At 67.0% G+C, this 24,257-nt stretch carries 22 protein-coding genes and 2 pseudogenes; 5 read left to right on the forward strand and 19 right to left on the reverse strand.

Annotated elements, in window-relative coordinates; translation table 11 throughout:
• The gene (locus tag POL67_RS16445) at positions 1-921 is read left to right on the forward strand and encodes an SPASM domain-containing protein (protein ID WP_271918307.1); all 921 of its coding nucleotides are present in this window, start codon (positions 1-3) and stop codon (positions 919-921) included.
• On the opposite strand, the gene POL67_RS16450 is transcribed toward POL67_RS16445, so the two are convergent.
• The 5 genes and pseudogenes from POL67_RS16450 to POL67_RS16470 form a co-directional block, all read right to left on the reverse strand.
• Entirely contained in the window at positions 916-1,647 is a 732-nt protein-coding gene (locus POL67_RS16450) for an NUDIX domain-containing protein (protein WP_271918308.1), read from the reverse strand. The genes POL67_RS16445 and POL67_RS16450 overlap by 6 nt on opposite strands.
• A 550-nt stretch (positions 1,648-2,197) precedes the next feature.
• Positions 2,198-2,551: pseudogene (locus tag POL67_RS16455) on the reverse strand (transposase domain-containing protein); the annotation flags it as partial.
• 66 nt (positions 2,552-2,617) lie between these two features.
• Complete coding sequence (tnpB, locus tag POL67_RS16460; RefSeq protein WP_271918310.1) at positions 2,618-2,950, reverse strand: IS66 family insertion sequence element accessory protein TnpB; 333 nt, start codon at positions 2,948-2,950, stop codon at positions 2,618-2,620.
• A gap of 11 nt (positions 2,951-2,961) precedes the next feature.
• The gene (gene tnpA, locus POL67_RS16465; RefSeq protein ID WP_271918311.1) at positions 2,962-3,321 is read right to left on the reverse strand and encodes an IS66 family insertion sequence element accessory protein TnpA; all 360 of its coding nucleotides are present in this window, start codon (positions 3,319-3,321) and stop codon (positions 2,962-2,964) included.
• Positions 3,322-3,793: 472 nt separating this feature from the next.
• A complete protein-coding gene (locus POL67_RS16470) occupies positions 3,794-4,111 on the reverse strand; it encodes a helix-turn-helix domain-containing protein (RefSeq protein WP_271918312.1) in 318 nt (105 codons plus the stop codon).
• 84 nt (positions 4,112-4,195) lie between these two features.
• Here POL67_RS16470 and POL67_RS16475 point away from each other — a divergent pair, with 84 nt between their 5' ends.
• Positions 4,196-4,954: a hypothetical protein gene (locus tag POL67_RS16475; protein ID WP_271918313.1), complete on the forward strand. Its 759-nt coding sequence runs from the start codon at positions 4,196-4,198 to the stop codon at positions 4,952-4,954.
• A 55-nt stretch (positions 4,955-5,009) separates the two neighbouring features.
• Here POL67_RS16475 and POL67_RS16480 read toward each other — a convergent pair whose 3' ends face one another.
• From POL67_RS16480 to POL67_RS16510, 7 genes are all read right to left on the reverse strand, one after another.
• The gene (locus tag POL67_RS16480; RefSeq protein WP_271918314.1) at positions 5,010-5,741 is read right to left on the reverse strand and encodes a hypothetical protein; all 732 of its coding nucleotides are present in this window, start codon (positions 5,739-5,741) and stop codon (positions 5,010-5,012) included.
• A 314-nt stretch (positions 5,742-6,055) separates the two neighbouring features.
• Complete coding sequence (locus POL67_RS16485) at positions 6,056-6,247, reverse strand: hypothetical protein (protein ID WP_271918315.1); 192 nt, start codon at positions 6,245-6,247, stop codon at positions 6,056-6,058.
• A 106-nt stretch (positions 6,248-6,353) separates the two neighbouring features.
• Positions 6,354-6,722, reverse strand: coding sequence for a helix-turn-helix domain-containing protein (locus POL67_RS16490; protein WP_271918316.1), 369 nt, complete (start codon positions 6,720-6,722; stop codon positions 6,354-6,356).
• A 1-nt stretch (position 6,723) separates the two neighbouring features.
• A complete protein-coding gene (locus POL67_RS16495) occupies positions 6,724-7,104 on the reverse strand; it encodes a hypothetical protein (RefSeq protein WP_271918317.1) in 381 nt (126 codons plus the stop codon).
• Positions 7,105-7,253: 149 nt separating this feature from the next.
• Positions 7,254-7,958 carry a hypothetical protein gene (locus tag POL67_RS16500; protein WP_271918318.1) on the reverse strand — a complete coding sequence of 235 codons (705 nt, stop codon included), beginning with the start codon at positions 7,956-7,958 and terminating at the stop codon, positions 7,254-7,256.
• Between the two features lie 418 nt (positions 7,959-8,376).
• The gene (locus POL67_RS16505) at positions 8,377-9,615 is read right to left on the reverse strand and encodes an RNA polymerase sigma factor (RefSeq protein ID WP_271918319.1); all 1,239 of its coding nucleotides are present in this window, start codon (positions 9,613-9,615) and stop codon (positions 8,377-8,379) included.
• A gap of 69 nt (positions 9,616-9,684) precedes the next feature.
• Positions 9,685-10,662: a hypothetical protein gene (locus POL67_RS16510; protein WP_271918320.1), complete on the reverse strand. Its 978-nt coding sequence runs from the start codon at positions 10,660-10,662 to the stop codon at positions 9,685-9,687.
• Between the two features lie 239 nt (positions 10,663-10,901).
• Between POL67_RS16510 and POL67_RS16515 the strand changes: the two genes are divergently transcribed.
• Positions 10,902-11,327 (forward strand): hypothetical protein, encoded by a 426-nt coding sequence (locus tag POL67_RS16515; protein WP_271918321.1) that lies wholly within the window; start codon positions 10,902-10,904, stop codon positions 11,325-11,327.
• Positions 11,328-11,458: 131 nt separating this feature from the next.
• Positions 11,459-12,511: a hypothetical protein gene (locus tag POL67_RS16520; RefSeq protein WP_271918322.1), complete on the forward strand. Its 1,053-nt coding sequence runs from the start codon at positions 11,459-11,461 to the stop codon at positions 12,509-12,511.
• A gap of 41 nt (positions 12,512-12,552) precedes the next feature.
• Here POL67_RS16520 and POL67_RS16525 read toward each other — a convergent pair.
• Positions 12,553-13,263 (reverse strand): annotated as a pseudogene (locus tag POL67_RS16525) (sigma-70 family RNA polymerase sigma factor); the annotation flags it as partial.
• A 414-nt stretch (positions 13,264-13,677) separates the two neighbouring features.
• Between POL67_RS16525 and POL67_RS16530 the strand changes: the two are divergent.
• Entirely contained in the window at positions 13,678-14,037 is a 360-nt protein-coding gene (locus POL67_RS16530; RefSeq protein WP_271918323.1) for an arsenate reductase family protein, read from the forward strand.
• A gap of 202 nt (positions 14,038-14,239) precedes the next feature.
• Here the strand turns inward: POL67_RS16530 and POL67_RS16535 are convergent, their stop codons facing one another.
• The 6 genes from POL67_RS16535 to POL67_RS16560 all read right to left on the reverse strand — a co-directional run bounded on the left by POL67_RS16535 (position 14,240) and on the right by POL67_RS16560 (position 24,240).
• Positions 14,240-14,368, reverse strand: a complete 129-nt coding sequence (locus POL67_RS16535) for a hypothetical protein (RefSeq protein ID WP_271918324.1) — start codon at positions 14,366-14,368, stop codon at positions 14,240-14,242.
• 33 nt (positions 14,369-14,401) lie between these two features.
• Positions 14,402-15,589, reverse strand: a complete 1,188-nt coding sequence (locus tag POL67_RS16540) for a hypothetical protein (RefSeq protein WP_271918325.1) — start codon at positions 15,587-15,589, stop codon at positions 14,402-14,404.
• A gap of 312 nt (positions 15,590-15,901) precedes the next feature.
• On the reverse strand, positions 15,902-16,312 hold the full coding sequence (locus tag POL67_RS16545) for an outer membrane protein assembly factor BamB family protein (protein ID WP_271918326.1): 411 nt from the start codon (positions 16,310-16,312) through the stop codon (positions 15,902-15,904).
• A gap of 97 nt (positions 16,313-16,409) precedes the next feature.
• A complete protein-coding gene (locus POL67_RS16550) occupies positions 16,410-17,813 on the reverse strand; it encodes a hypothetical protein (RefSeq protein WP_271918327.1) in 1,404 nt (467 codons plus the stop codon).
• A 76-nt stretch (positions 17,814-17,889) separates the two neighbouring features.
• Positions 17,890-19,101 (reverse strand): ATP-grasp domain-containing protein, encoded by a 1,212-nt coding sequence (locus POL67_RS16555; protein WP_271918328.1) that lies wholly within the window; start codon positions 19,099-19,101, stop codon positions 17,890-17,892.
• Positions 19,102-19,152: 51 nt separating this feature from the next.
• The gene (locus POL67_RS16560) at positions 19,153-24,240 is read right to left on the reverse strand and encodes an AAA family ATPase (RefSeq protein ID WP_271918329.1); all 5,088 of its coding nucleotides are present in this window, start codon (positions 24,238-24,240) and stop codon (positions 19,153-19,155) included.
• Positions 24,241-24,257: the final 17 nt, after the last annotated feature.

The following is a 24,257-nucleotide window of genomic DNA, read 5'->3' on the forward strand; positions in this document are numbered from 1 at the left end:
ATGCTGCGAGAGCGGGTCAAATCGATCGAGCTGGAGCTCCACTCCTACTGCCCCAAGCAGTGCGACTTCTGTCCCAACAGCCTCCTCGAGCGGAACGAGAAGGTCGTCTACACGGAAGAGCGGGTGATCGACGAGATCATCCGCGCGGTGCCCATGCTGCCAAACCTCCGGCGGATGGCGTTCCATCGCTACAACGAGCCCTTCATTCACCGCGGTCAGACCGCCAAGATCAACGCGATCATCGCGAAGATCAAGGAGGTGCACCGGGGGGTCGAGTTCTGGGCCGCCTCGAACCTCAGCTTCCTGTCGGAGGGCAACAACTTCCTGCGGGACAGCCAGCTGCACTTCATGATGGTCAGGCGCTACGAGGAGAAGGATCCGAGCTTCGAGGCGATGGTGCAGTTCGTCGACGTCCACAGCGTGTACACGGTGAGCCCCGGCAATCACATCCTGTTCCTCCACGACGGGAAGATTGTCTATTATCACGACGTCACCGTCGCGCCGTTCACCGAGCTGTACGACCGGGGGGGCAGCCTGGTCCACCTGTCGACGAGGCGGCGGACGCAGCCCTGCAATCGGATCACGATCAACCTGGGGATCGACTACAACGGCAACGTCATGCCGTGCTCCAACATGCAGTCGCAGGTCCCCGCGCACGAGCCCCACATCCTCGGGAACCTGCGCCAGAGCACGCTCCTCGAGATCCTCGGCGGAGAGCCGGCGGCGAGCTTCTATGAAGCGACGGCCAACGCGGACTTTCCGCCGGCGTGTCGATCGTGCCAGTCCAAGAACGTGATCCGTCGCTTCCCCGGACGCCGCGGGTGGTGCACTTGCGGTCGCTCGCGGAACCTGCCGTACTGCGACGAAACGCATATCGGCAACGGCGGACCCGGCCCGTGGGAGGAGGACACCGAGCTATGAGCGCGGAGGGCGGGGATCGATGCGCGTCTGGGCGCCGCCGCGCTCGTCATGCGAACGCAGCCAGGCCAACAGCCGCGCGACGATCGCATTCGTGAACATGTCGCCCACGCAAGCCGCCTCTTCCCAGCGCAGGAAGTGGACGTCCCCGATCTGCTCGGCGACGCGATGCTGGAGCGCCGCCTCCGAGCGGTCGACCCGGCCTTCGCGGAAGACGTAGCCCTTCTCGTCGCGCTCGAGCTCGTCGCGTGACACCTCCAGGGCGAAGAACGCCATCCCCCGATCCTCGGACCGCGTGTCGAAGAAGGCGCTGTTCGGGTTGCCACGGGGCCCCGGCAAGCTGACCAGCCCGCGCCCGGAGAACTCGTAGCCCGTCTCCTCCGAGAGCTCGCGGATCGCGCCGTCCTCCGCGCTCTCGCCACGCTCGAGGAAGCCGCGCGGCGCGTTCCAGACGTCGCCGCCCTGGTTGAACCGATGCTCGCGGACCAGGCCAACAACGAGTGCGTCGTCGATGAAGCAGAACGGAAGGATCACGACGCCGCCGCAGGCATGGCGGAAGGCCCAGCTATCATAGCCGGCCGGCGTGTCGCCATACGTGAGCGTCCCGATGTCGCCGTGCTCGAGTATGAGCAACGATACATCCTGCAGGAGCGCGCCGTTGACGCGAACCTGCCAGCCGCGGGCCGGCTGTCGCTCCGCGGTGATCGGTTTCAATAGGGTCTCGCTCATGCGCACCTGTTCCTCTGCGTGCCGCTGGCTGAAGACGACACTGGCGCGGTCCGTTGGGCCTTGTGATCGGCCGCATGCTGCCCGAGTGGCGCCTGGAGCACAAGAACGCCTGCCGAATGGACGCCCCGGCCGGAGCCAATGCGAGCTACGCCGGGGGGCAGCCACGAGGAGGCGATGGCTCGAGGTCAAGAGCCGATGGCTCGAGCTCGGGGGATCGTGGCGCCGGCGTGGGAGGCAACGGCCCGGCCCACGGAAGCGATGGCGCGAACCCGCGAGGTGGAGGCGCCTACTTGCTGGGCGATGACCCCGACCTGGCCCTGCGCGGCGATGATTAGGTAGTCTAACGACCCGAGCCGACGCTCGTTTACAATCCGGGAGAGCCCGATGAGAGGTGCTTTGTCATCGGGGACGCGGCGGAGACCATCGGGCGCGCAGAGGATCTGGCCATCTGCGTCCCCCACAAGAGCCTGTCGCGATGCCATGCGCGCATCGAGCCGCAGGACGGCCGGTTCTTCGTCATCGATCTCGACAGCAAGAAGCGCACGACGGGAAGATGCCCGGGCAGATTCTGCCGCCCGTGGGGCGTGACCTTGCGCTCCTTGGGCTTGGGCTTGCCTCCGGCTGGCAGCGTGCTGTCCCCTGCCGGCGCAGGGTCCGGAGTGGCCGAGGGCTGCTCGGTCTGCGCCGGCAGGGCGCCGAGCGACTGCACGACGGCGTCCAGCGCCAGCTGCGTCTGCGCAGGATCGACGCGCTCGGCCTTCTGCCCGAAGATGTGGCGCCGCAATCGCTCCAGCTCGATGCTGCAAAGCTCGTAGAGCTTGCGGTACGCGCCGCGCTCATGCGCAACGCGCGAGAGCTGCTTCTCCAGAGCGATGACCTGCGCCTCAAGCTCGGCGAACGTCACGGGGCGTGCTTCTACACGCCCCGCGCTGGCTTGTAAAGGGGAAAGTTTTTCTCAACCGTACGGCGCTCAGGCGGCGAGGGGCCGGATGCGCTGTTTCGACGGCGGCAGGCAGATGCCTTCGAGGAGCTTGGCCATCTCGGCCGCCTCGATCGTGACGCTCCTGGCGCCCGGCTCCAGTCCCTGCGGCACCCGGAACGTCCCGCGCTCGAGGCGCTTGTACAGCAGGCAGTAACCGGTCCGGTCCCACCAAAAGATCTTCACCCGGTCGGCCGTCTTGTTGAAGAACATGAACAGCGCTCCAGAGAGCGGATCCTCGCGCAGCACCTCGCGCACGACGCCCGCGAGCCCATCGAACGAGCGACGCAAATCGAGCCGCTCGGTGGCGACGAAGATGGCCATGCGTGTCGGATTCATGCCGCACCTCCGCGCAGCGCTGCGACGACACGGCCGAGCTGGGTCAGGTCAGCGCCCAGCAGCACGCGAATCACCTCGCCGTGCGGCAAAACGACCTCCAGGGCCGCAGGTGGGGGCTGCGAGGTGAGCGGGGCCTCGTCGACGATTTCGACGGGCAGAAGTTTGGGGATGGTCGCTGCCGGGGAGTCGGTGCCCTGCGCTGCATCCTGCTTTCCCAGCCGGCTGCTCCACCAATAGATCGTATACGGGCTGAGCCCCTGCTGCGCGGCAAACTCGCGCGCCGGCAGGCCGCTGCGTCGCCACTTCTCCACGATGCGCCGCCACCGGCGCTCGGCCTCGGTCGTCCCTGTAGCCATGACGAACCTCCTTCGAGGACGAAGAGATGCCTGGTCGCGCGCCCGAGCGGAAGAATGGGGGGCGCAGGACGGATACCGCGCATCATAGCGCCGGCACCACCGGGGCGCGGCCAGAGGTGAGCGCCGTGGGCAAACGGCGCCGGCTACTTCTCCCCGAGCCGAGGCCCGCTCTTGTTCACGCGCTTCTTCAACGGGCTCGATCGCCGGCATGCGCGGAATCCTCGGTTCATCTCGGAGCGCGAGCCGAGGGATCGGCGCGGCTCACGGACCGCCCTCGGCCCTTGGCGTCGGCGCCCGAGTCCTCCCTGGCGCGAGGCGAAGGGGAGTCTGCAGCAACCGTGGTGATGGTCCCCATGGTTGGTTGCCAGACGGGCTCCCCTCTAGGTGGCCGGTGTTTTTCGCAGCGGACACGCTACCTGCAGCGTGGCCGCTGCGAAAAACACCAGCCACCTAGGCCCCGCCCAGGCCCGGCTCACCCGCTCCGCCGCCGTCCCCGTGTCACCGCACGCAGGAGGCGAAGAACAGCATCCTGGACGTCCTCGGACGCGCCTTGGAAGAGTCGTGCTGCCTCGATGGCGGCCGGCTGGAGGTCGTGGATACCTCCCACGAGCTCCCCCGGCGGCACCCCCAGGCCCTTCGCAAGCCCGAGGATGCTCGACAGCGAGGGGTCACGCCGGCCGGTCTCGATGCCCCCGATGTAGTTCGGCGTCAGCCCGGCGCGCTCCGCGAGCTGCTCCAGGGTCAGGCCCAGCGCCTCTCGCCGCCGCCGCACTTCCTTGCCGAAGTCCACGGCGCCGAAGGTCGCGGGGATGACGCCTCAGGTGAACACACGATGGTGTTGACAAACACCACGATCGTATACTGTTGCATCACGATGCGTTGGTTTCCCACTCCACCCACCGTGCAATCCGCGGCGTCAACAGCGCTGCCCCTCGCGTTCGTACTGGCAAGCTCGGTGCTCGTCGCTGGATGTTCCCGCGACGCATCCACCATCGTGCGGGACTACTTGAACCAGGAAAGCTGCCTCGACCGCGCGAAGCTCATCCTCGAACCCGAGGCGAACCGCGCCGTGCTCGCCGAGCACTACAAGGACCAGAAGACCTGCAAGAAGCCGTTCGAGTCGATCGAGGCCGACGACTGCGCGAAGGTGAAGGAGGGCGACTACTGCAGCGTCGAGGTCGTTCTCGGCAAGAACGATCGGGTGTACTACCACATCAAAAAAACGGCTGAGGGGTTGAAGATCGACTGGCGATCCTCAGTCGGATACAACCCGGTCTCGCTGCCGTACTTCCGGACGCAGCGGTTGCACGGGACTCACCTCTTCCGTGTCTGGGCGAAGCTCACGGACTATTACAACTTCGACTACGACGACGCGGAGAAGACCCACCAGTCCATCGAGCTCCGTGACGCCGACGGAGCCAGGATCACCGGCTACATTCGCCGTGACGCTCCCACCGAGGCGGCGTTGTTAGAGACGCTCAAGGATGGCAAAGAGCACGCGGTGATGATCGAGCTCTGGTATCCGCCGGAGTCGAAAGACAGCAGCGTCGTGGGGATCGAGCGGTTCGTCGCCGAGCGCTGGCGCCAGAGGCCGGAGGAGTTCGAGGCGCGTCCCGCACCAGCGCTGCCCTGATCGCGGCGCTGGAGTCTCCTCCGGCCGAATGACAGACACGCGTTAGGTCAGGTTTTCAAGCCCCCGTCGCCGTCGCCCTTGCAGGGGGCAATGGCAGCGCTGGTCGCCCCCATGGGATCGGCAACGGCGCCGCCGTACGGCACACGAGGTGCAGCTTCATCCCCTCGTGATCGACCGCGGACACCTGCATGACTGGGGTCTTCACACCATCCTTCGCCTGCCAGGCGCGCAGCGTGAGCAGGCCCCTGCGATGCGCACCGCGAAGCAGAGCCTTGAACGCCGAGAGGCCGAGCCCCGTCGCCTCACCGCGGTCATCGAGCTCCTGGAACAGCTCCACGATGAGCGCATCGTGCGAGCCTTCATTGGCCACGGCCTGCACGCGCGCGGCGAAAGCATCGAGGCGCAGCGTGATCAGGCGGGGGCGCCCTTCGCGTCGCTGTTCATCCTCGTGGACCTTGCGCGCGAAGTCTTTTGCTGCGGCGTAAGCCTTGGGAGAGAGCGCCTCGAGGACGTCGTCGAGCGCGGCGTACATGTTCCGACGCGACCATCGCTGCACGAGATGAAACGTGGTTCGCCGGTCGCGCAGCGCCGATGCGGCGACCACCAGCGGGTTTTCGTCCTCGGCGCGTTTGCAGGTGGCGAGCTCGAGGAGCCCCCGGTGGTACGCTTGGAGCAGCCTCGCTTTGAAGGCCGACAGCGTCGGGCAGGAGGGGACCTCGTCACGCTCACGGAGCAGGCCGAAGAGCGGCGCGATGAACACGCCATCGTCATGTGCCCCTTCGGTCACGCTGCGAGCCGCTGACTCCACGCCCGAGGCGAAGGCGCGAAGGGATCCGTTCACGAGTCCCGGTGCACGCCGACGCTCAGCTTCGAGCTTCGCACGGGCGAAGAGCAGGACCGCAGCCGCGCCATCGCGCGAGAGGACGTCGAATGCGTCGGGCCCCGTTCTGAGCCGCCTTCGCGAGGGCGGAGGCGGGGGCTCGAAAGACGCGGGAGGCGGACGAGCGGAGGACATCGCGCCCTGGATCGCATGTTCCGCGGCAAACCGCAAGAGAGGACAAACCCTGCCTGGTCATCCTGGCGGAGCACGTCGGCAGGAGATCACGGGATGAGCAGCTCGCGCTCCGTGCCGTCGCTGCTGCGCAGGATCACCCTCGCCCGGCCGTTTCGGATTGCCGAGAGCAGCACGTCGTACAGGACCACGGCTCTCTTCACCACCTCGGTGATCGTGCCGGCCTGGCTCATCGCGCGCATCTGATCGAGCCTGCCACGGAGGCGCTCGGGAAGCTTCAAGTTGAGCCTGACCTTGGGTTCTTCGCTTGCATGCCGTGGCACTCGATCAGCCCCCTCTGCTGTCGAGGCTCATCTGGTTATCTGTCGAGTCCGACCACTTGGTGTTCTACGTGCGACGAGTTCCACGCGAAGGGCGAGGCTTCTCTGCCCGTGGGCTCGAGGCGGACACCTGTTTGCGGAGCTGCGCCAGCTCCTCCGCGCTCATACTGCCGATCTGCTCGACGACTGCCTCGAGCTCACTCTCCTCGGGGAACAGAACCAGAAACATCGGCGTCAAGCCGAGCGCGCGTGCGATGCGATCGAGGGTGCCGACGTTGATCGCGACATACCCGCGTTCGATGAGCGACAGGTGGCTCGCGACGATGCCGGTCTTCGTTCTGAGGTGCTCGAGCGACATCCCCTGCGCGAGGCGCAGATCCCTGATCCGACCACCTAGTTTGAGGACCAACGGATCCGGCTCGCGTCGGCGGCCCATGTCAGGGCTCCCGTCGCCCGTGTGCCCCCGGGGCGGTGCAGAAGTAGAGCAGTCTCGGCTTCTGATCCTGGATGCTCGCGTGTCGCTCAACGAAGGGTGCGAGGGGGGCGACTGGCACCAGCTTCACGAGCCCCTGCACTTCCGCTTCTAGCAGCGCGCGCTCGAAGGTCGCGCGCGGCACCTGAAGAAGTGCGCCTCGCAGAATGGGCAGTGGCACACCGGACGTGTTCTTGTACGGTGGATGCAGCCGTTTCAGCGCAGCGAGGATGCCGCTCACGACCTCTGGATCAGCGGCAGCATCGCGGGCTGCGAGAACACGCTGGGCGAAGGTGAGGACGTCGGCGAGCTCGGGGATGCGGAGCTGCCGGAGGACATCGTTCACCTCCTCGATCGGCGTGCGATGACGTCGTCGAGGCTCGACGGGTGGGGGCGCAGGCGGGGAAGGTCGGATCGTCGACGGCGGGTTTGTCGAGATGGGCGCGGCCTGCGCGTTGGCGCCGCCTGGCGTACCTGTTGTGGCGCGCTCGCCGCTCAAGACGCTCTCCTCGCTTGTGCAACGAGAGCGACGCGCTCGAGCAGCCCTCGCGTCGGATGTTCGAGCCCTGCAGCAACTTGTCGTGTCCCGGAGAGCGGATCCGCAGGACGAAGTACAACTTGGCCTTGCTCTTCGAGATGAAGGAGCGCTTGGTCCACTGCGGATCGTGCGATCCCGAGGAGCTTGCCCCGCAGAACAGCGAGGCCGACCGCCCCGTCTTCGTCGGCGCGCATGTACATGAGCGCGTAGATGATCTGCGCCTCGACGCGCCCCTCCGGCCCTGCGAGCCTAGCTGCGTCGATGTGCTCGATGAGCTTCGCTGTCACCTCGAGCTCATGCGGCTCGAAGCTCCAGAGCAGCATGTGCACCTCGTCGACAACGGCGCGCCGCCCTGGGGAGAGAGGCGAGACCAGCGTGGCGACGGGCCTGCGCGCCGCCTTGGGCGCGGACACGAGCACGTGCGATGTCGATGCAGAGGCCGGCGGACGCGCAGGTGCAGGGCGGCGTCGCCAGAAGCACAAGACGCCGATGAGCACGCGCCACCATGAGGGCCTCACCGGGAGCGACATGGCGAGAACGGGAGGCGCGGGCACAGCCGGCCGCACGAAGAACGCCGTGGGGGCGTTGTCAATCTCGTCGTGACTGGCTGCTGAGCCCGTCATCACGCGCGTGGCGGCTTCGTCTTCTTCCTCATCGACCATATACCCCTCCGAGCGCACGAATGCCGTCTGCGGCCTGAAAAGCCGCGAAGCCGCCCGTCCGTTGGCCGTGCGACGTCCACTCGGAAGACGCCGCAGACGACCGGGATGACGATGGGAGTGATGATCGCCCGGAGGTGGGCGCGGAACCTGGGCTAGCGAATGCGAGCTGTATCCCGCGACCTCCTTCGAGCGAACATCACCATCCCCAGGCGACCGCGGTGGTATGCCTCGACGAACGCACCCAATGCGCGCCCTGCACCGCGGCCGTCTGCGGATGATGATGAATCGCAAGGACAAACGCGTCCGCATGCCGGCGATCATGGCCGGGCGCAGAAGCCGCATGTCCCTTACTCTCTAAACACGAGCCGACGCTGGCGACCCGTCCAAGGAAAGTGCACGCCCGCGTGCAGTAGGCTGATCAGGGCGTGTTGTCGCTCTTCTGCTCGTTCCGCCGCAGGCCCTCGAGCGCCGCGGCGATGTACTTGTTCCGGACCGTCGCGTGATGACTGCCCCGGTAGTCGCGTTCATGCTGCCGCAGCGTGAAGAGCGCCTCGGCGAACTGCCCGCGCGAGAGCATCTCCCGGGCTTGTTCGAGGTTTGTCGTCTCCGGGTCGTTGAGCGGCACGGCGGCGGGCGCGGCGCGCGGGGGCGCGACAACAACCACGGTGGGGCTCGGTCCGGGAGTGGCCGGGGACGCGACGACAGAGGAGCTCTCACCACCCCCGCTCTCGTCGACCACGACGGACAGCACCATCGGCACCGCATGCCGCGCGGCAGGCGACTCGTCGTGGGGCCAGAGCGCGACCGCACCACCCCCGCCCAGGGCGCCGACGCCGACCAGGAAGAGCGGGTGCTTGATGAGGCGCTCGAGCACCGCCTTCGCGGTGGCCCGAGGTCCGGAGCCCGTGGGCGCGACCGCTCGGATGAGCCGCTCACCCGAGGCCGGCGGCTCGGAAGGCGGCGGCGGGCTCGGCGCTAGGGCGGGATGAAGCACCTCGTCGAAACCGAGCTCGCGTGCGACGCGGCGCCACACCTCGTGCCGCGCCCTCTCGATGAAGTCGGGCGTGAGGTCCTCGGGGCGTAAGACGGTATCGAGGCCGAAGGGCAGCAGCATGAACGGCGTGAAGTCCCGGCCGAACATCTTCTTCACCCTGCGCCGGAAGACGTCCTTTGCCTCGACGAGCCTGGCCTGCGCCGTGTTGCGCGAGACCCCCAGCGCTGCCGCGATCATCGGCAGCGACTCCCCGTTGAACTCGGCCCTGACGAGCACATCGACGAGCTCCGCGTCCATGGTCTGGAGCACGCGTTTGACGACCTCATCGAGCTCATGACACTCGAAGCGCTCGTGCGGGTTCTCGTCGCTGGGCACGTCCACGCCGACGTCTGCCTCGGGGATCTCGAAGCGGTGACGGTAGAGGCGATAGTGCTCCGCCGCCTGCTGTTTGCAGATCATCTCAAGCCAGTCCTCGATCCCCGCGGACGGGACCTTGTCGAAGTTCTTGTAGACCTTCACGAAGACGAGCTGCGCGAGGTCGTTGACATCTGCCTGGCGCACGCCCATCCGAGCGAGGATCCCCAGAACGGTCAGGAGGTACGTCGCGTAGAAGCGGAGAAAGGCGTCACTCGCATGATGCAGGAACGGGAGGAGGAGCCCCATACAGACAAACACGCGCCGAGACGGGCGACCCGTCCAATAAATCGTGTGGCTCTCTGCTCAAAGTCCACTTCACCGGATGTCGAAGGGAACAACCAGGCCGACCCGGACAGCGCCGGTGAGACGCGGCGCGCGCCAGAACTCCTCGCCATCGACGATGACCACCGGCCGGCGTGGCACGTAGGCGATGTCCCCGTACAGCTCGAGGGCGAAGAAGCGCGCCAGCCAGAATTCCCCCCCGAGCCGCGCGCCGACGTCGACGATGACGTCCTCTGCATCTGGCCTCTTCTCCTTTTCGGCATCAATCGAGAGCAGTGCAACGTCGCCAAAGACGCATGCGCGGGCGAAGGTTCGAGACGAGAAGAGAGCGTGACGCCCACACGCCAGTGCGGACACACCCGCGCGTTCAGCATCGACGTCCTGCTTCGTCGGCAAGGCCCAGGCGTGGTCGTACTGCCCTTCGAGACCAATGGAGAGCCAGCTCCACCGCGCCTCGATGCCCGCCGCGAGGCTCAAGGCGGTCTCGGGGGCGCTCCACCAGGCAGCCCCCATGTTCGCGTAGATGGCGAGCTGCGGCTGCCCCGCCGAGCGCGCTGCGGCCTTGGGTGCCGAGGGTCCCCCTGCAGATTGAAGCGGCTCGACGCGAGCAGGAGTCGAGGGAGATGGGGACGGAGCGGGTGATGAAGGCGCGGAAGGCGCGGGGGTTGCAGACGAGCTCGAAGCTGCCGGGGCCGCGGGCGGGATCGTCAGTGGGTCGATGATGTCGCGCAGGTAGAAGACGATGCGATCGGCGAGCTGGTCGCAGCGCCAAGATTCCGCCTGTGTGACGTGCTCGGCGACAACCTCACCGTTCTCGTCACGTGCCTCGATATGCGCCTCGATCCGCTGCGGTGTGAGCACGAGTTTCACGGAGATGGAGCGCGTTGTGTCGTCGGTGAAGGGGTCTTGCCCCTTGAGCTTCGTGGCGAGGGCGGCCTGGATGTAGCTCTTGTCGGGGCAGTTTTTCGGGGCGTTGGGGCCGGGGGCGTAGTCGAGGCGCCACGGCAGCACCTGGGATGGCTGCGCCGCCGCCTCCGAGGTGCCGCAGAGCAGCGCCGCGACGAGGAGAAGGCGCGCCTTGCAAGGGCGTGGAGTGGAGTCGCGCATGACCTGAGTGACCAGGTTTGTCCCTGGCGCGGAGCATGCCCGTGGGGCGCACGAGGCGCAAGCGTTCGTGGAACGCGGCTGCGCTCACGATTGGTTTGTCCGAACGTTGACGGAGTCCAGGCGCGGAGGCTAGGTTTTACCGCGTGCGCTCTTTCAAGACCTTCGCCTCGTATCTCGGCCTGTTGATCACCTTTGGGCTCGCTGCATGTGATGCAGAGAGCTGCGACGGCAACATCGAGCTCGTCAGCGTCTGTTACAACGACGCGCAGGAAGAGGTCCCGTGCTGCGGCCCGGCGGGGGAGAAGTACGCGTGCCCGCCCGATGCAGGCGACGATACCGACGTGGATGCCGGGGACGATGTCGACGCGGGCGACGATGATGGAGGTCCAGAAGCGGGCTTGTCGTCTGGATGTCCCGCGAACGCAGAGTGCATGGCGCCCGGTGGCGGCGGGTTCGACTACTACCCCTCGTACGTGTGGATGGGGAAGGAGACGGAGGGAGCCGCTTCCGCCGCCGCTTCTGGGAACCCCGTACGAGAACTGGGTCGACGTCACCTTCGCCGAGCCTGATTGCCCGACATGCTCGTGCGCGACTCCGGCAGCGGGGTGCACCCTTCCGGACTCGTGGAACGTAGAATCCACGGCCTGTCAAGAGGCTTCTCTGCCTAGCGTTTCGCCAACGCTCCGCTACCGTGGCGGCGATGCGTTTCCCTTCTCGTTTCCTGCACGGCTGCCTCCTCGCTGTCAGCCTCGGGTGCCTCCCGGGTTGCGTTGAGCTCATTCGCGGTGGCGCTGACCTCATTCGAGCGTCGACGCCGCCGGAGGAGGAGCCGCTGAAAAACGAGGCCGCCCCTGTCCCGGAAGAGCCGAAAAAGCCGAAAGTAGCTGTCGTCGCGGCGCCGTATCAGCACCGGATCCTCTTCGCGAACAAGTGGCTGGAGGCGGACGCCAGCAACGCCTCGATTGCGATCGACACGTGGACGCTCGGAGACCCGCTGTACATCCATGCCTACGGGCCGGCCCCGAACCTCGTCGTGTTGTACGCGGAGGTCAATGGCGAGCCCGCGCTGGGCGCCGGCGCCGAGCTCGTCCCCAATAACGAATTAGGGGCGCTCGGCTTCGTTGAGCTCAAGGGCGACGGTGAGGTCAAGCCGGTGCACGGCGTCCTTGGTCCGGAGGCGTCCAATGTGAACATGGGCAGCCCGTCGATCCACTACGTGGGGGTCTGGTCGAATTTGAAGGACCGTCCACACTGGGCGCGGATCTGGCAGGAGTTCCACAAGCGCATCATCCCCATGCTGCACGTGGGCGACAATACGCTGAAGCTCACGCTCGCGAACGATAAACGTACCGAGACGTTTGCCGAGGGGACCGTGACCATCAAGGTGCCGAGCGAAGCCGCGTTCAAGGCCCATCTTGCGGCGAATGTCGAGGACTCAGCGAGCGGAGATCCCGCGACCTTGCGCGAGATCGAGAGGCTCGTGCGGGCTGAAGCCCTGTTTCGTGACAAGCAGATCGTGCGGGTCTCCTACGTCCTCGACAAGTGGAAGAAAGAGTACGAGGGCCGCGAGCTCGTCAGGGCCATCATGTATATTGACGTGATTCATCGCCAACCTGGGGACAAATACCCCGCGCGATGCCGCGTGATCGGCGTCACCGCCGTGCGCGAAGCAGAGAACGACCCGGAGACGAAACTCGGCAAGGTCTTCCTCGATGGTCGGACCATGGAGACGCGGTGGACCCCGTGTCCATAGGCCGCGGACGCGCCCCGAAGCCCTGACGTGAACCCCACGAATCACTGCGCGGCATCTGTCACGTACCGGTGGATGCTCAGGTTGAGCTCACTCTTGACCAAGGCGAGCAGACTGTTGAAATCCGCGTTATCGAGCCCCAGCCGCCCGCGGAGGAGGCGTTGTGTCTCGAGGAGGATGGACTCCCGCGCCTGCGCAATCCACCGTGCGACGGTCGAACGGTGGACCCGGTGGATGGCCCCGATTTGATCGATGTTCAAGCCATCGATGAAATGGAGACGTAGCAAGTTCCGATCGCGCGCTGACAACGCCGTGACCGCCGTTTCGAAGGCATACTTGAACTCATTCCTGTAGCGCGACTTGAGATATTCCAGCTCGGGGGACGCGTGGGTCGCGATCCCATCGAGATGGTCATCCGCGTTGACGTGCACGCCCTCTCGCCTGCGTCCACGCCGCGCGTTGAGCGCCATGCGCATCGCGGTGACTCGGAGCCAGGCGCCCAGCGACCCGATTCCGGCATACTCGCCGATTTTCGGCAGCTCATCGGGCTCTGCAGCAAACAGCTTCTGACGGAGGAGCTGGATGAGATCGCTGCTGTCCTCGACCCCGGCGACGCGCGCCATCGCTGCATGGAGCCACGAAAAATAGCCGCGCTCGATCTCTGCGATGGCGGTCGAGTTGCCATGCGCGGCCGCGCAAGCGAGGTAGAGATCACTGGTATTCAGGGTTCCGAGGACCTCGAATGGTTCGTGTGTCGAGGAGAGGCGCCCCCCAGGTGGCGGGCGAAGGTTTCACCTGCCACATGAATGTCGGGATGCGCTGTATGCGCCGCATCGAGGATCGTGCAGAGCTTCGCTTCGAGCCCTGGTGCTGCGGCTTCGGTCCGCGTGGACGCGCCACCAAGCACCTCGAGGAAGACGGCTGCGAGCGAGGGGGATGGTACCATGAATTACTAAACCTTACCAGGAGGTCGACCCTTCATCAAGCGACGGGAGACGCGTCAGAAGCTGCCTTTCGGAAGCGGAGGGCAGCGGGGGTGGCGGACATACGACGGCGAGCGCGGTGCAGGGCACCTCGACCGGTCGCCCTGGGTGTGTCGCAGCCACAAGCTGTGCATCGAGGGGGTGGGTCGCCCCGTTCGCGCGCGCCCGTGCTAGGGTGGCCCTGCTGTGATCCAGATTTTCGGCACGACGAAATGCAAAGCGACGCGTGCGGCGCAGCGGTTCTTCGCAGAGCGCGGCATCAAGGTGCAGAGCGTCGACCTGCGCGAAAAGGGCCTCTCCAAGGGAGAGCTCGCCAGCGTAGCGCGCGCCGTGGGCGGCATGCGCGCGCTCTACGATGCGGAGAGTCCACGCGTGAAGGAGCGCGGGCTCCAGTACAGCGCCCCGACCGAGGCACGCCTCGCCGAGCTGCTCTTGGAGGATCCGCTGCTGCTCCGCACGCCCATCGTGCGCTCCGGGGCGCGCTCGGCGGTGGGCGCGGCCGAGCCCGCATGGAAGGCGCTCGCGGACGCCGAGAAGGCGCGGTGATCGGTCGCGGCAAGCATTGTCTTCGTTTGCATGATGCGGATGGTTGGGCTTCCCACCGCCAAGGTGCTCGCTAGCGTTCGGACGTGACCGCGCGGAAGTTGCGAATCATTGAAAGTTTGCAACCGGAAGTATCGATCTTCGGGACAACCTGCCCCATTTCGTCGTGGCCTCCCTGTGGCCTCAGAGCGTGCGGGAGCGGTCGTCACGTGCGGGGGCGAGGAGGGAAGCGATGCTCGCTGCGGTGCAGGCCGCGCTTCGGCGCTTCGGCGTTGATCGTCTGGAGGCCGAGGAGCTCTGCCAGGACGAGCAACTCCGGTTTCCAGAGCAGCACATGCCACCTGCGGTGCGTGCACGAGCCCTGCGTCTACGGGCTGTAATATTCGAAGGCGTTCGTGAAGTCGTCTGGATTCGGCGCGATGTTCGTGACATCACCCGTGGTGATGTCAATCGTGACATAACCAAGGTTCGTGAACACGTAGTATTCGTTCTTCGCCGGGTCGATGCCTCCGCGAGCGTTGTGCGACGTGACGGTCGGGATGCTCTTGATCGGGGTATGCATCCCCGTATGGGGATCCAGCGTCCCGAACGCGAATTCGAGCGTGGCGGGATTCCGGAGGAGGCCATAAATCGTGCCCGTGATCGGGTGGAGCTCGAGCCCCGACGCGTCGTCCACGTCAGGCGCGACGTGGGTGATGAGGCCCGTGTCCACGTCGATCGTCAGCCAACCGAGGTTCGTCCTCAAGTAATAGCTTTTGCCGGTCGGATCGATCCCGGGATCGTCCGAGAGCAGCATGACGCCAGGGAGCGTGTTGATGCTGGAAAAGATTCCGGTCGCTGGATCGATGGTGCCGAAGTGCTCCTCGGAGGCCACGGCGTCCCACCTCACGCCATAGAGGATCCCGGTGATGGGGTGGGCACGCACGGTATAGCTCTCCCACGGGGGGGAGACATCAACGACGGAGCCGGTTTTCACGTCAATCGCGAGCTGGCCGAGGTTCGTCTGGAGGTAGAATCGACCCTTCACGGAGTCGAGCACCATCGGGCTGCCGACGCCCAGGACACCGGGGAGAATGCTCATCGTATGAAGTTTCCCCGTGGAGGGTGTCACGAAGCCGAAGCGCTCCTCCATCTGTGCCTGGTCGTAATGCACGCCGTAAAGCGTCGTCGTCAGCGCCCCGCCGCCCGAGCCGCCGCCGCCGCCGGCGCCACCCGAGCCGCCAGCGCCGCCCGAGCCTCCGCCTCCGCCCGAGCCGCCGACGCCGCCCGAGCCGCCGGTGCCGCCTCCGCCCGAGCCTCCGACGCCGCCCTGTCCGCCGGCGCCGCCCGAGCCGCCGGTGCCGCCTCCGCCCGAGCCTCCGACGCCGCCCTGTCCGCCGGTCGCGTCCCCACCGCCGCCCCCGGCGCCGGCTCCGCCCATCCCCATGCCCCCCGCGCCGCCTTGCCCTCCGCCGCCGCTCGATGCCGTCCCTCCACCGACGGACGTGCTGGCCGTCCCACCTCCTTCACCGTTGTTATCGCCGCCGCTGCTGCAACCCAGCAGCGCAAGGAGCACACCAAGTGTTAGAGAACCCCGCATTGGACCTCCCGTCGGGTCGCAAACGTAGATAGGGCCCACTGCGCCTGTCAACCGGAATGTCAGAACGCGAACGGGAGTCGTCACGGGCTCGGCGTGGCGCCGCGGAGCACGTCTTTCAGAAGCCCGAGAGGCGCTCGGCAACTCGGGATGAGGGGGCGCCGTGCGTTAGAGGGAATCTCGGCTGGCAAGCGAAATTCGCCACGTGATCCCGGTTTTCGAACCTGTGACGCGATAGGAATGGCATCTTATGCGATACGGGCGCGGCGCCGGACGAGGGGGGCTCTGCCGTCATCGACTGCGATCGATCTGCGCGACGTTGCCTGGCACGCCGAGGGCGACGGCGGACGTACCCATGCCCGTGAAAGGGTGATGCCAGAGCAGCGCGCCCGTGTTCACGTCCACGCAGCCGGCCTCGCCGACAGCACCAAAGAAGATCTCGTCGCCGTCGACAACGATCGAGTCTGTCGACGTCGGCACAGCCGTTCGCCATAGCACCTGGCCGGTGGTGTAAGCGAGGCAGACGAGCTCCTTGTGATAACCGAGCAGCACGCGTCCGGGCGCGAACAAGAGCCGCGCCGTGTACGGCTCGTGGTACTGCTGCTGCCATACGAGCTTGCCGGTGCGACGCTCGACCGCGATGACATACCCTCCAAAGGCGAGCACGAGCAGCGGGGCGTGGGGGTCCAGATGTCGATACATGTTTCCTCCGAGGCGGCAGGATCGCATGGTTGCAGGGGTCGCGCGAGCGATCTGACGGCGATCGAGCAACGTTGGCATCCCGGCCACGCTCTTCGGGTCATGGAAGGGCGCAGGCCGGCACCTGGATCAGGTAGCTCGCGAGGTTGCTCTCCATCGTGCTCTCCCAGGTCGATGCGAACAGCACCTTCGTGAGGTCCGGGTTGGCGACCGCCTGCGCCGAGGCGAAGTAGCCAGCGTTGCCGTAGTGGGTATGGGCGAGATTGTAGATTTTCGGGTTCGCCTGGAGCTCGACGGCGATGACCTTGTTGTAGAACCACTGCGCAGACGGGTCGCACGCTTTCGCGCCGTAGTCCTCGGCGCAGGCGTAGAACCCGACGACGGCGTAGCCAGGCTTGTTCTTGGCGGTTCCGCTGATGTGCATGGCGGCGCCCGCGTGGTTATCGCCGTAGAGGGGAAAGAGCGGCGTCGCCGTCCCACCTGCGAGCTCGACCATGACCACGTTGCCCGAATTCGCCCCGTCGTACGCGGTGTAGACGAGCACCTCGTCTCCGTCCTTCGTCATCGCGAGATCGCTGTGCTCGCTGCGGTCGTGGAGCTGCGTGTAGCTCGAAAAGTCGGTCTTGTAGGCGCGTGTCCCCAAGGGGAGCCCCCAGGAGGGCACGCAGTAGTTCCCCTTGGGGCTCGTCGAGATGTGGTCGGGCGCCTCCGTCACGGGCATGTGCCCGAGGATCTTGTCGGCCTCGAAGTCGTAGGCGAAGAGCCCATCGGGGACGAAATTGCTGGCCGCTGTGTGGCCCGCCTCCAGGCACCAGATCTTGCCGTCATCGGAGGGGCGCCCCTCCTGCTTCGTCCACATTCCGGTCGCGCCCGGGAAGAGCGCCTTCACGCGTGTCCCGAGATCTCTCGACGTGGACTTCTCGTCGCTCGCAATGTCGTAGGTCGAGATCGTGAGACCCTGACCGTACGATTCGAAGAAGTAGAGCTTGTTCGGATCTGTCGGGTGCCAGTTCGGCTCTTGGGGCTCACCGAGAGAGAGCGTCTTCAGGAAAGCCAGGGTGCCGTCCGGCTTCACCTCGTAAAGGCGCAACCACCCGTTCGAGCTGAGCATGATCGCGCGGGTCGAATCGGCATTGAAGGCGGGCCGGCGTGAGTATTCGTGGCGGACCCAGTTCGGGATGTCGTGGTCTTTGACCTGCGAGGCGTCGGTCACGCGGGCGACCTTCAGGTGGTAGTGCTCATCCTCGAAGGGGACGTTCAGCGCAGGGCGCATCGTCCCCTCGGTCGGCACCGACGTGTCGTACCCCTCGACGAGCATCACGCCGCAGGCGCCGCCGCCCGAGCCCGCGCCGCCGCCCGAGCCCGCGCCGCCGCCCGAGCCCGCGTCCCCGCCGCCCGAGCCCCCGCCTCCGCTCGAACTCGAGGCTCCGCTCGGATCTCCTCCGCTCGAACCACACCCCACCGCGGCAAGGCCAGTGATCAGAACCAATGCCAAGGTCTTCATGCCGCCGATATTACACGGAGTCGTCGCAGCACCGATATCCTTCCTCGTCGAGCCCGTGCCCGACAGAGGCTCGGCGCTATGGGGGCGACGCGCCGCGTTGCGCGAGGTTGGGGAGAGGCCACATGACCCCGGGGCTCTGTTCGACGCGTCCTCCGATGAGCTCTGCCGCACTCTCGAGAATCTCGGCTTGCGTCGACTCGGCATACCCAGCACGGCGTGCGAGATCGGCGCCCAGCGCAGCGACGAGCAAGGCGTGCGCCGCGGGCACGTTGTAGCCTGCGGCATAAAGCGGGTTGAGCTCGAGCACCACCGGCCCGCCTCCTCGAAGGAAGGCGAGATCCGCCACGTAGTTCGGCGGCAGATCCGCCGCGAGCAGGGCCGGCGCGAGAGCGCGTACGGCATCGTCGACGACCCAACGCCGGGCGGCAAGCGCGCTTTCGAGGGCATGGCGCGGCTCGTCGGCGAGGACCTCGAAAGGGCCATGATAACTCGCCATCAGCAGACGCCCGCCCAGCACCGTGAGCCGCACCTCGAAGGGGACACGAATGGCATCACGCGCGCCCGCAAGCGCTGGTAGCTCGATTCGCTCGAGATCGATGTGTTCACGTAATGCGAGGCCGCCGACGTCGAGGGCCACGCGCAGGCGGCGGATCACCTCGAAGACGGTGGCCTCGATATCCGCCTGGTTGTTCCCGAAGTAATGTTCCGGGTTGGTCGACTTGGTCGACGAATAGAAGCCTCGAACGAAGATGCCTTCGTGAGGATCGATCTCCGCATCGGAGAGAGCATTGTAGATCGCCTCGGTCAACTTGCTGCGCACAGCTGCTGGCGAGTCGATGGCCGCGGCGCACGCGTCATCCACGCGCAGAAAGGCCGTGCGCGGGGTGGGGATGCCGGCGCGCGTGAGGACCGGATAAGAACGATCGAGTCCGAGGACCCGCTCCACGTCGTCGGGAGCGTCCAGGACGCATGCTGGCTTCTGGGCGCTGACGCGATCGAAAAGGGCCCTGTAGCTCTCGCGGGGAAGCATCGGCAGGTCGATCCAGCACACGCTGCCGCGCACATCGCCAAGGGACGCGTCCAGAGCGCCTGCATGACGGACCGAGAGGTCCCAGGAACGCAACCGGGCGAGCTTGGTCCAGAAGGTGTGGCGGCGTTTGATCATGGCCACGTTGCGAGGGTCGGCGTGGATGTCAAAAGCGCGGTCGAGGTCGGAGATCAGCGTGATGCGGGGCACCGCCTCAGGTTCGCACATCCGGCGGAGGAAGTGATCGATGGTGTGCCGCACGGTCGGCACCACACGCCAAGGACCCGCGCCGGCCGGTCCGCCTCGCCGTGATCAATTCCGCCGGCGTGCGCGTCCCATTGCGTAGGCGATGCCGCTCTGGAGCGTCCCCTTGGTCACGATGGCGGCGAGGTCGAGGTCGAGATCCACGATCGCGCGCGCGAAGTCCGGGCGCATGCCCGTCAGGACGACCTCGGCGCCGATCAGGCGGAGCGCGCTCGCCGACTGCAGCAACGCGCCAGCCGCGCGCGCGTCCACGCGCTTCATCCCCGTCACGTCGATGATGACCGTGCGCGCCCTGTGCGCTTGGGCTCCGTGGAGGACCGCTTGCATCATCGCCTCGGCGCGCTGCGTGTCCATCGTCCCGATGAGGGGGAGCACGAGGATCTCCTCCATAATCGGGATGAGCGGCATCGAGAGCTCTTCGAGCCGCGCGCTTTGCATCTGGATGATCTCCTCCTGAAGCGCGGCGCGCGCCGTCTCCGCCTGCGCGCGCTCTTCGAGCTCCCGCTCCAGGCGCTCCTTGGCCGCGGAGAGCTCCTCGGTGCGGCGGGCGATTCCCTGTTCGAGGTGCTGGTTGAGCTCCCGGAGCTCGGCGCTCATCGATTGCAGCCGATCATAAAGCATCGCGTTTTCGATGGAGATGACCGCTTGCGCGCAGAGCATCTGCAAGAACTCCAGCCGCTCCTCGGCGAACGCGCCTGCGGTGCGGTTGTGTTCGAGGTACAGGACGCCGCGACAGCGGCCCTGGTGGATCAGCGCGACGGCGAGCACGCTCTGAGGAGCGGCGCTCCGCACGTGAGCGTCCGCCGCGAAACGCGGGTCGCGCGCGGCGCTCTCCAGCACGAGCGGCTCTTGCGTGCGCGCCACGTAGCGGACGATGGATTGGGCCAGATCCGCGCGCGCTTCGAGGGGGGTGTCGAGCCGAGATTCCACGAGATCCGGGCTGACCTGGAACCGGGCCTCGACGACCCACGCGCCGCCCCGATCGAGGATCAGAAAGCCACGCTCCGCGCCGGCATTGGCGAGGATGATGCGCATCAACCGCTCGATGAGCTGATCCAGGACGATCTCGCCGGAGAGCGCCTGCGCGGCGCGAACGGCGGTCGTCAGGTCGAGCAGCTTGCCGACCGTCGACCGGATCGAGAGGGTCGTCGCGCCGACCCCGACGGCAGGGGCGGGCGGGACGTCCGGCGTAGACAAGAGGGCCCTGTGTTTTCTTTCGAGCTGCGCGACCTTGATCGTGGCACCCCAGCGGAGGTAACCATAATGAGCCTCGGTCAAATAGGTGCGGGCGTTCTTCGATTGTCCCCGCCCGAGGAAGAAGAGGCCGTAGAGCTCGTTCGCGATCGCCTCGTCCTGCGTGAATCCGTGCTTCCCGGCCAGCGCGATGGCCTGCTCGTAGGCGTCCATGGCTTCGCCGGGGCGCCCTTCGAGCCTCGCGATCTCGGCCGCGACGAGGGCGTGCCGGTGCGCGGTGTTCTCCGGGCAGGCGTCCGCAAGCGAAGACAGTTTTTCCCGGTACCGGGCGAGCCGATCGAGGAGGCGCGGCCTCTCTTCGGGCTTCGCATCCGCGTGCACCGCGGCGAGCACGAGGCTCGCATAAAACGGCAGATCGGTCGGCCAGTGATGCCCCACGACGGCCCCCGCGGCCTCCTCGGCGCTCTCGATGAGCGGGAGCGCCGCGGAGGGACGGTCGTGCAGGAACAGCGTGAGGGTCTTGTAGGTGAAATAAAGGACCCGGACAAACCCCATCATGACCGGATCGAGGCCCGCGACCCACGCCGCCTCGTCGAATGTCCCGTCGTTGAAGGACGTGGGGCTCTCGGTGTCTCCCCGCATGCAGGCGATCGTCTGCTGAATCGCGAGGAGCTGTGCGCTCGACATGGGGTTCTGGATCCGCTTCAGGATGGCGCTGCTGCGGCGCGCCTCGGCGGTCACGACGTCGAGCGGATCGCCCAGCCGAAAGAGGGTCACCGGGACGAAGACACACGCGAACGAGCCATACACGAGCTCGCCCGACTGGAGGCTCAATTGCCGGGCCCGCGCGAAGTGCGGGAGCACCCCCCGCAACGGATGTGCATACCCGGCGAACGTCGCGAACGACTGGGTCACCTTGCAGAGCAGCGCCGGGTCGCCGTGCGCCTCGGCGAGCGTGAGCCCGACCTCGCCGAAGACGCGGCTTTCGGCATAACGCCCGAGCGCCCCGGCCAGATAGAATCCGTACGACACATAGGATTGAGCGGTCGGGCCGCAATGGCCACGCGTCATCCCGCGCAAGGTCTGCGTGGCGAGGACCAGCTTCCAGAACCGGATGTCGATGCAGTACGCAGGGACCAGCAGATCGGGGAGAATCCGGGCCGCCGCGAGCTCCTCGGGATCCTTCAGCTCAGGCGACGCGAGGAGCGCGCCAGAGCCCCCCTCCGTGAGGAGGCGATCGATCCGCTCGGCCTCGCGCGTCGCGGTCTCCTCCGCTTCCTCCGGGGTCCGGGGGAGGTCGACGCCGAGCAGCGCGAGGCCCGCACGCCCCGCGTCCATCGCCTCGGAGAAACGCCCGAGCGAGGTGTACATGATGGCACGCACGCCGTAGGCGTCTGCGCGCTGCCACGCGCGGCCGGCCCGCCCGAGAATGATATCGATGAGCGCGTCGGCCTGGGCGGAGCGCCCCGCCATGGCCTCGCACTCCGCCTGATCCCGGACGAGCGCGAACGACAGGTCGTCTTCGTCGACCCACCCCTCGTCGTGGATCAGGGCGACGCCCGCCGCGAGGAAGGCCGCCGCCTCGCTGTACGCGCCTTGGCCCTTCGCGGCCCGGCCGGCCTGGAGATTGAGCCGCGCGACCGCCCGCTTCTCCTCGCCGTCCTGGAGGTGAGCGGCGCCCGCATTGAGCTGGCGGGCCGCGTCGAAGAGCTCCTCGGGCCGCGCGCCCTCGCCGAGCGCACGATGGAGCCGCCGTCCAATCCGCAGGTGAACCCCGGCCCGTACCTCGGCCGAGGCCAGCGCGTACGCCGCTTGCTCGACGCGATCGTGCAGGAATCGATACCGCGCATTGATCGCGGTCTCCCCGTCCACGGCGGTGGCGTCCGAGGGATAGAAGCCGGGCGCGACGCTCGGGACCTCGCCGTCCTCCGACGTCGGCAGGAGCAGGTAGTCCTGATCCAGGGGCACGAGGAACCCCTCCCGAAGGGCGGGCCATAACGATGCGGCCACGCGGCCCGGGGGCTCGCCGGCGATTGCATGCAGCGTCGCCAGGTCGAACTCGCGGCCGATGCACGCCGCGATGGATACCATTTGCTGGGCGCGCAGATCGAGCTGCCCGAGGCGCGCGGCCATGAGATCGGCCACGTTGTCCGCGATTGGCGCCGCCGCGATCTCGGCGTCGTCCCACGTCCATTTCCCCTCGGCTCGATCCACGCGAAAGAGGCCGTCGCGATGGAGCGCGAGGAGGAGCTGCGAGAGGAAAAACGGATTGCCCCCCGTCTTGGCACCGAGCTGCCCGGCGAGCGTCCGGAGGCGCTCCGGAGCGCTCCGCGGGAGGGTGTCCCCAAGGAGCCTCACGACGCTCTCCTCGTCGAGCGGACGGATCGCGAGCTCCGTCGGAATCACGCCCTGCTTCCGGATTTCGCGCAGCGTCATTCGAAGCGGGTGTGTGTCGTCCACCTCGGTGTCCCGATAGGCTCCCATGAGCACGACGGCGCTCCCGGCCGGATCCGTCGTGAGCAGGCGCATGAGCCAGAGCGATGCGGCGTCGGCCCATTGCAGATCGTCGATGAAGAAGACGAGCATGCGTTGCGGGCCGGAGAGGGCGCGGACGAAGCTCTGCATCAGCATGCCGAGCCTGTTCTGCGCTTCGACGGGACCCGCGGGGGGGGCGGGGGGCTGAGGGCCGATGACACGCTCGAGCTCGGGAACGAGGTCGATGAGGAGCGCGCCGCCCTCGCCCAGCGCCGCGAGAAGCGCGCTCCGGCGCTCCGCGAACCGATCCGGCGGCTCGCTGAGCACGCCCTTCACGAGCTCGCGGAAAATCTGCGTGAACGCGCTGAACGGCATATCGCGGCGCAGCGCGTCGAATTTGCCGGCGACGAGCTGGCCCCCTCGAAGCGCGAGGGTGCGCTGCACTTCCTGGACGAGCACCGATTTGCCGACGCCCGCCGCGCCCGCGAGGAGGACGATCTCCGCCGCCCCGCCGCGGCTCATCCTGTCGAACGTCGAAAGGAGGGCCGCGACTTCGGTTTCGCGCCCGTAGAGCTTCTCCGGAATGGTCAGCGTATCGCGGATGTCCCTGCGCCCGAGCTCGAACGCCTCGATGTCGCCGCCGGCGTCGAGCGCCGCGACGCACCTCGAAAGATCGGCCGCGAGCGCGGCGGCTTGCTGATAACGGTCTTCCGCGGCCTTGGCGAGGAGCTTCATCACAATCGCGGACAGGACGTCCGGGATCCCCCTCCGCCGCTCGTGAGGGGGTGCAGGCACACGCGCGGCGTGGCTGTGCACGAGATCGATGGGGTCCTGCTCGTCGAACGGCGGGGCGCCGGTCAGCATCTCGTAGATCGTGGCGCCGAGGGAGTAGAGATCCGCGCGGGAGTCCACCGTGCGCCTTAGGAGGCCGGTCTGCTCGGGGGCGATATAGGAGAGCGTCCCTTCAAGGAACGCGTGACCCCCTGTGGGTGCGCTTTCGTGGGACAGGAGCGTGGCGATGCCGAAATCGATGAGCCGGACGTCGGAGGGGCGCTCCCCCACGAGGACATTGTTCGGGTTGACGTCTTTATGGATGACGCCGCGCGCATGGACGCCGTCGAGGATTCGGGCGAGCGCGAGCGCGATGTCGAGGCAGGCGCGGAGCTCGAGCGGGCCGCGTCGCAGGCGGAGAGCGAGCGATGCGCCGCCGGTGTCCTCCAGGACGAGCGCGAGGCCGGCGCCAACCCGGAGGAGCGCGTGGGCCTTGATGACGCCCGGACCCTCCAGCATGCGCAAGATGGCATGCTCGTGGCGCAGCCTGGCCAGCTCGCGCGGGTGCGGACGCTCCCCCCGCGTCACTTTGATCACGACAGGTGCGCGATCGTTGTCCCGGAGAGCACGGAAAATGGCTACCCCAGGCCCCTCGTGAATCTTATCGAGTTCGAAATAATTTGGAATGAAGAGCATGGCTTCCATGGTGTAGA

Origin of the sequence: Polyangium mundeleinium (genome assembly GCF_028369105.1) — a bacterium.
GTDB classification, from domain to species: Bacteria; Myxococcota_A; Polyangia; order Polyangiales; family Polyangiaceae; genus Polyangium; species Polyangium mundeleinium.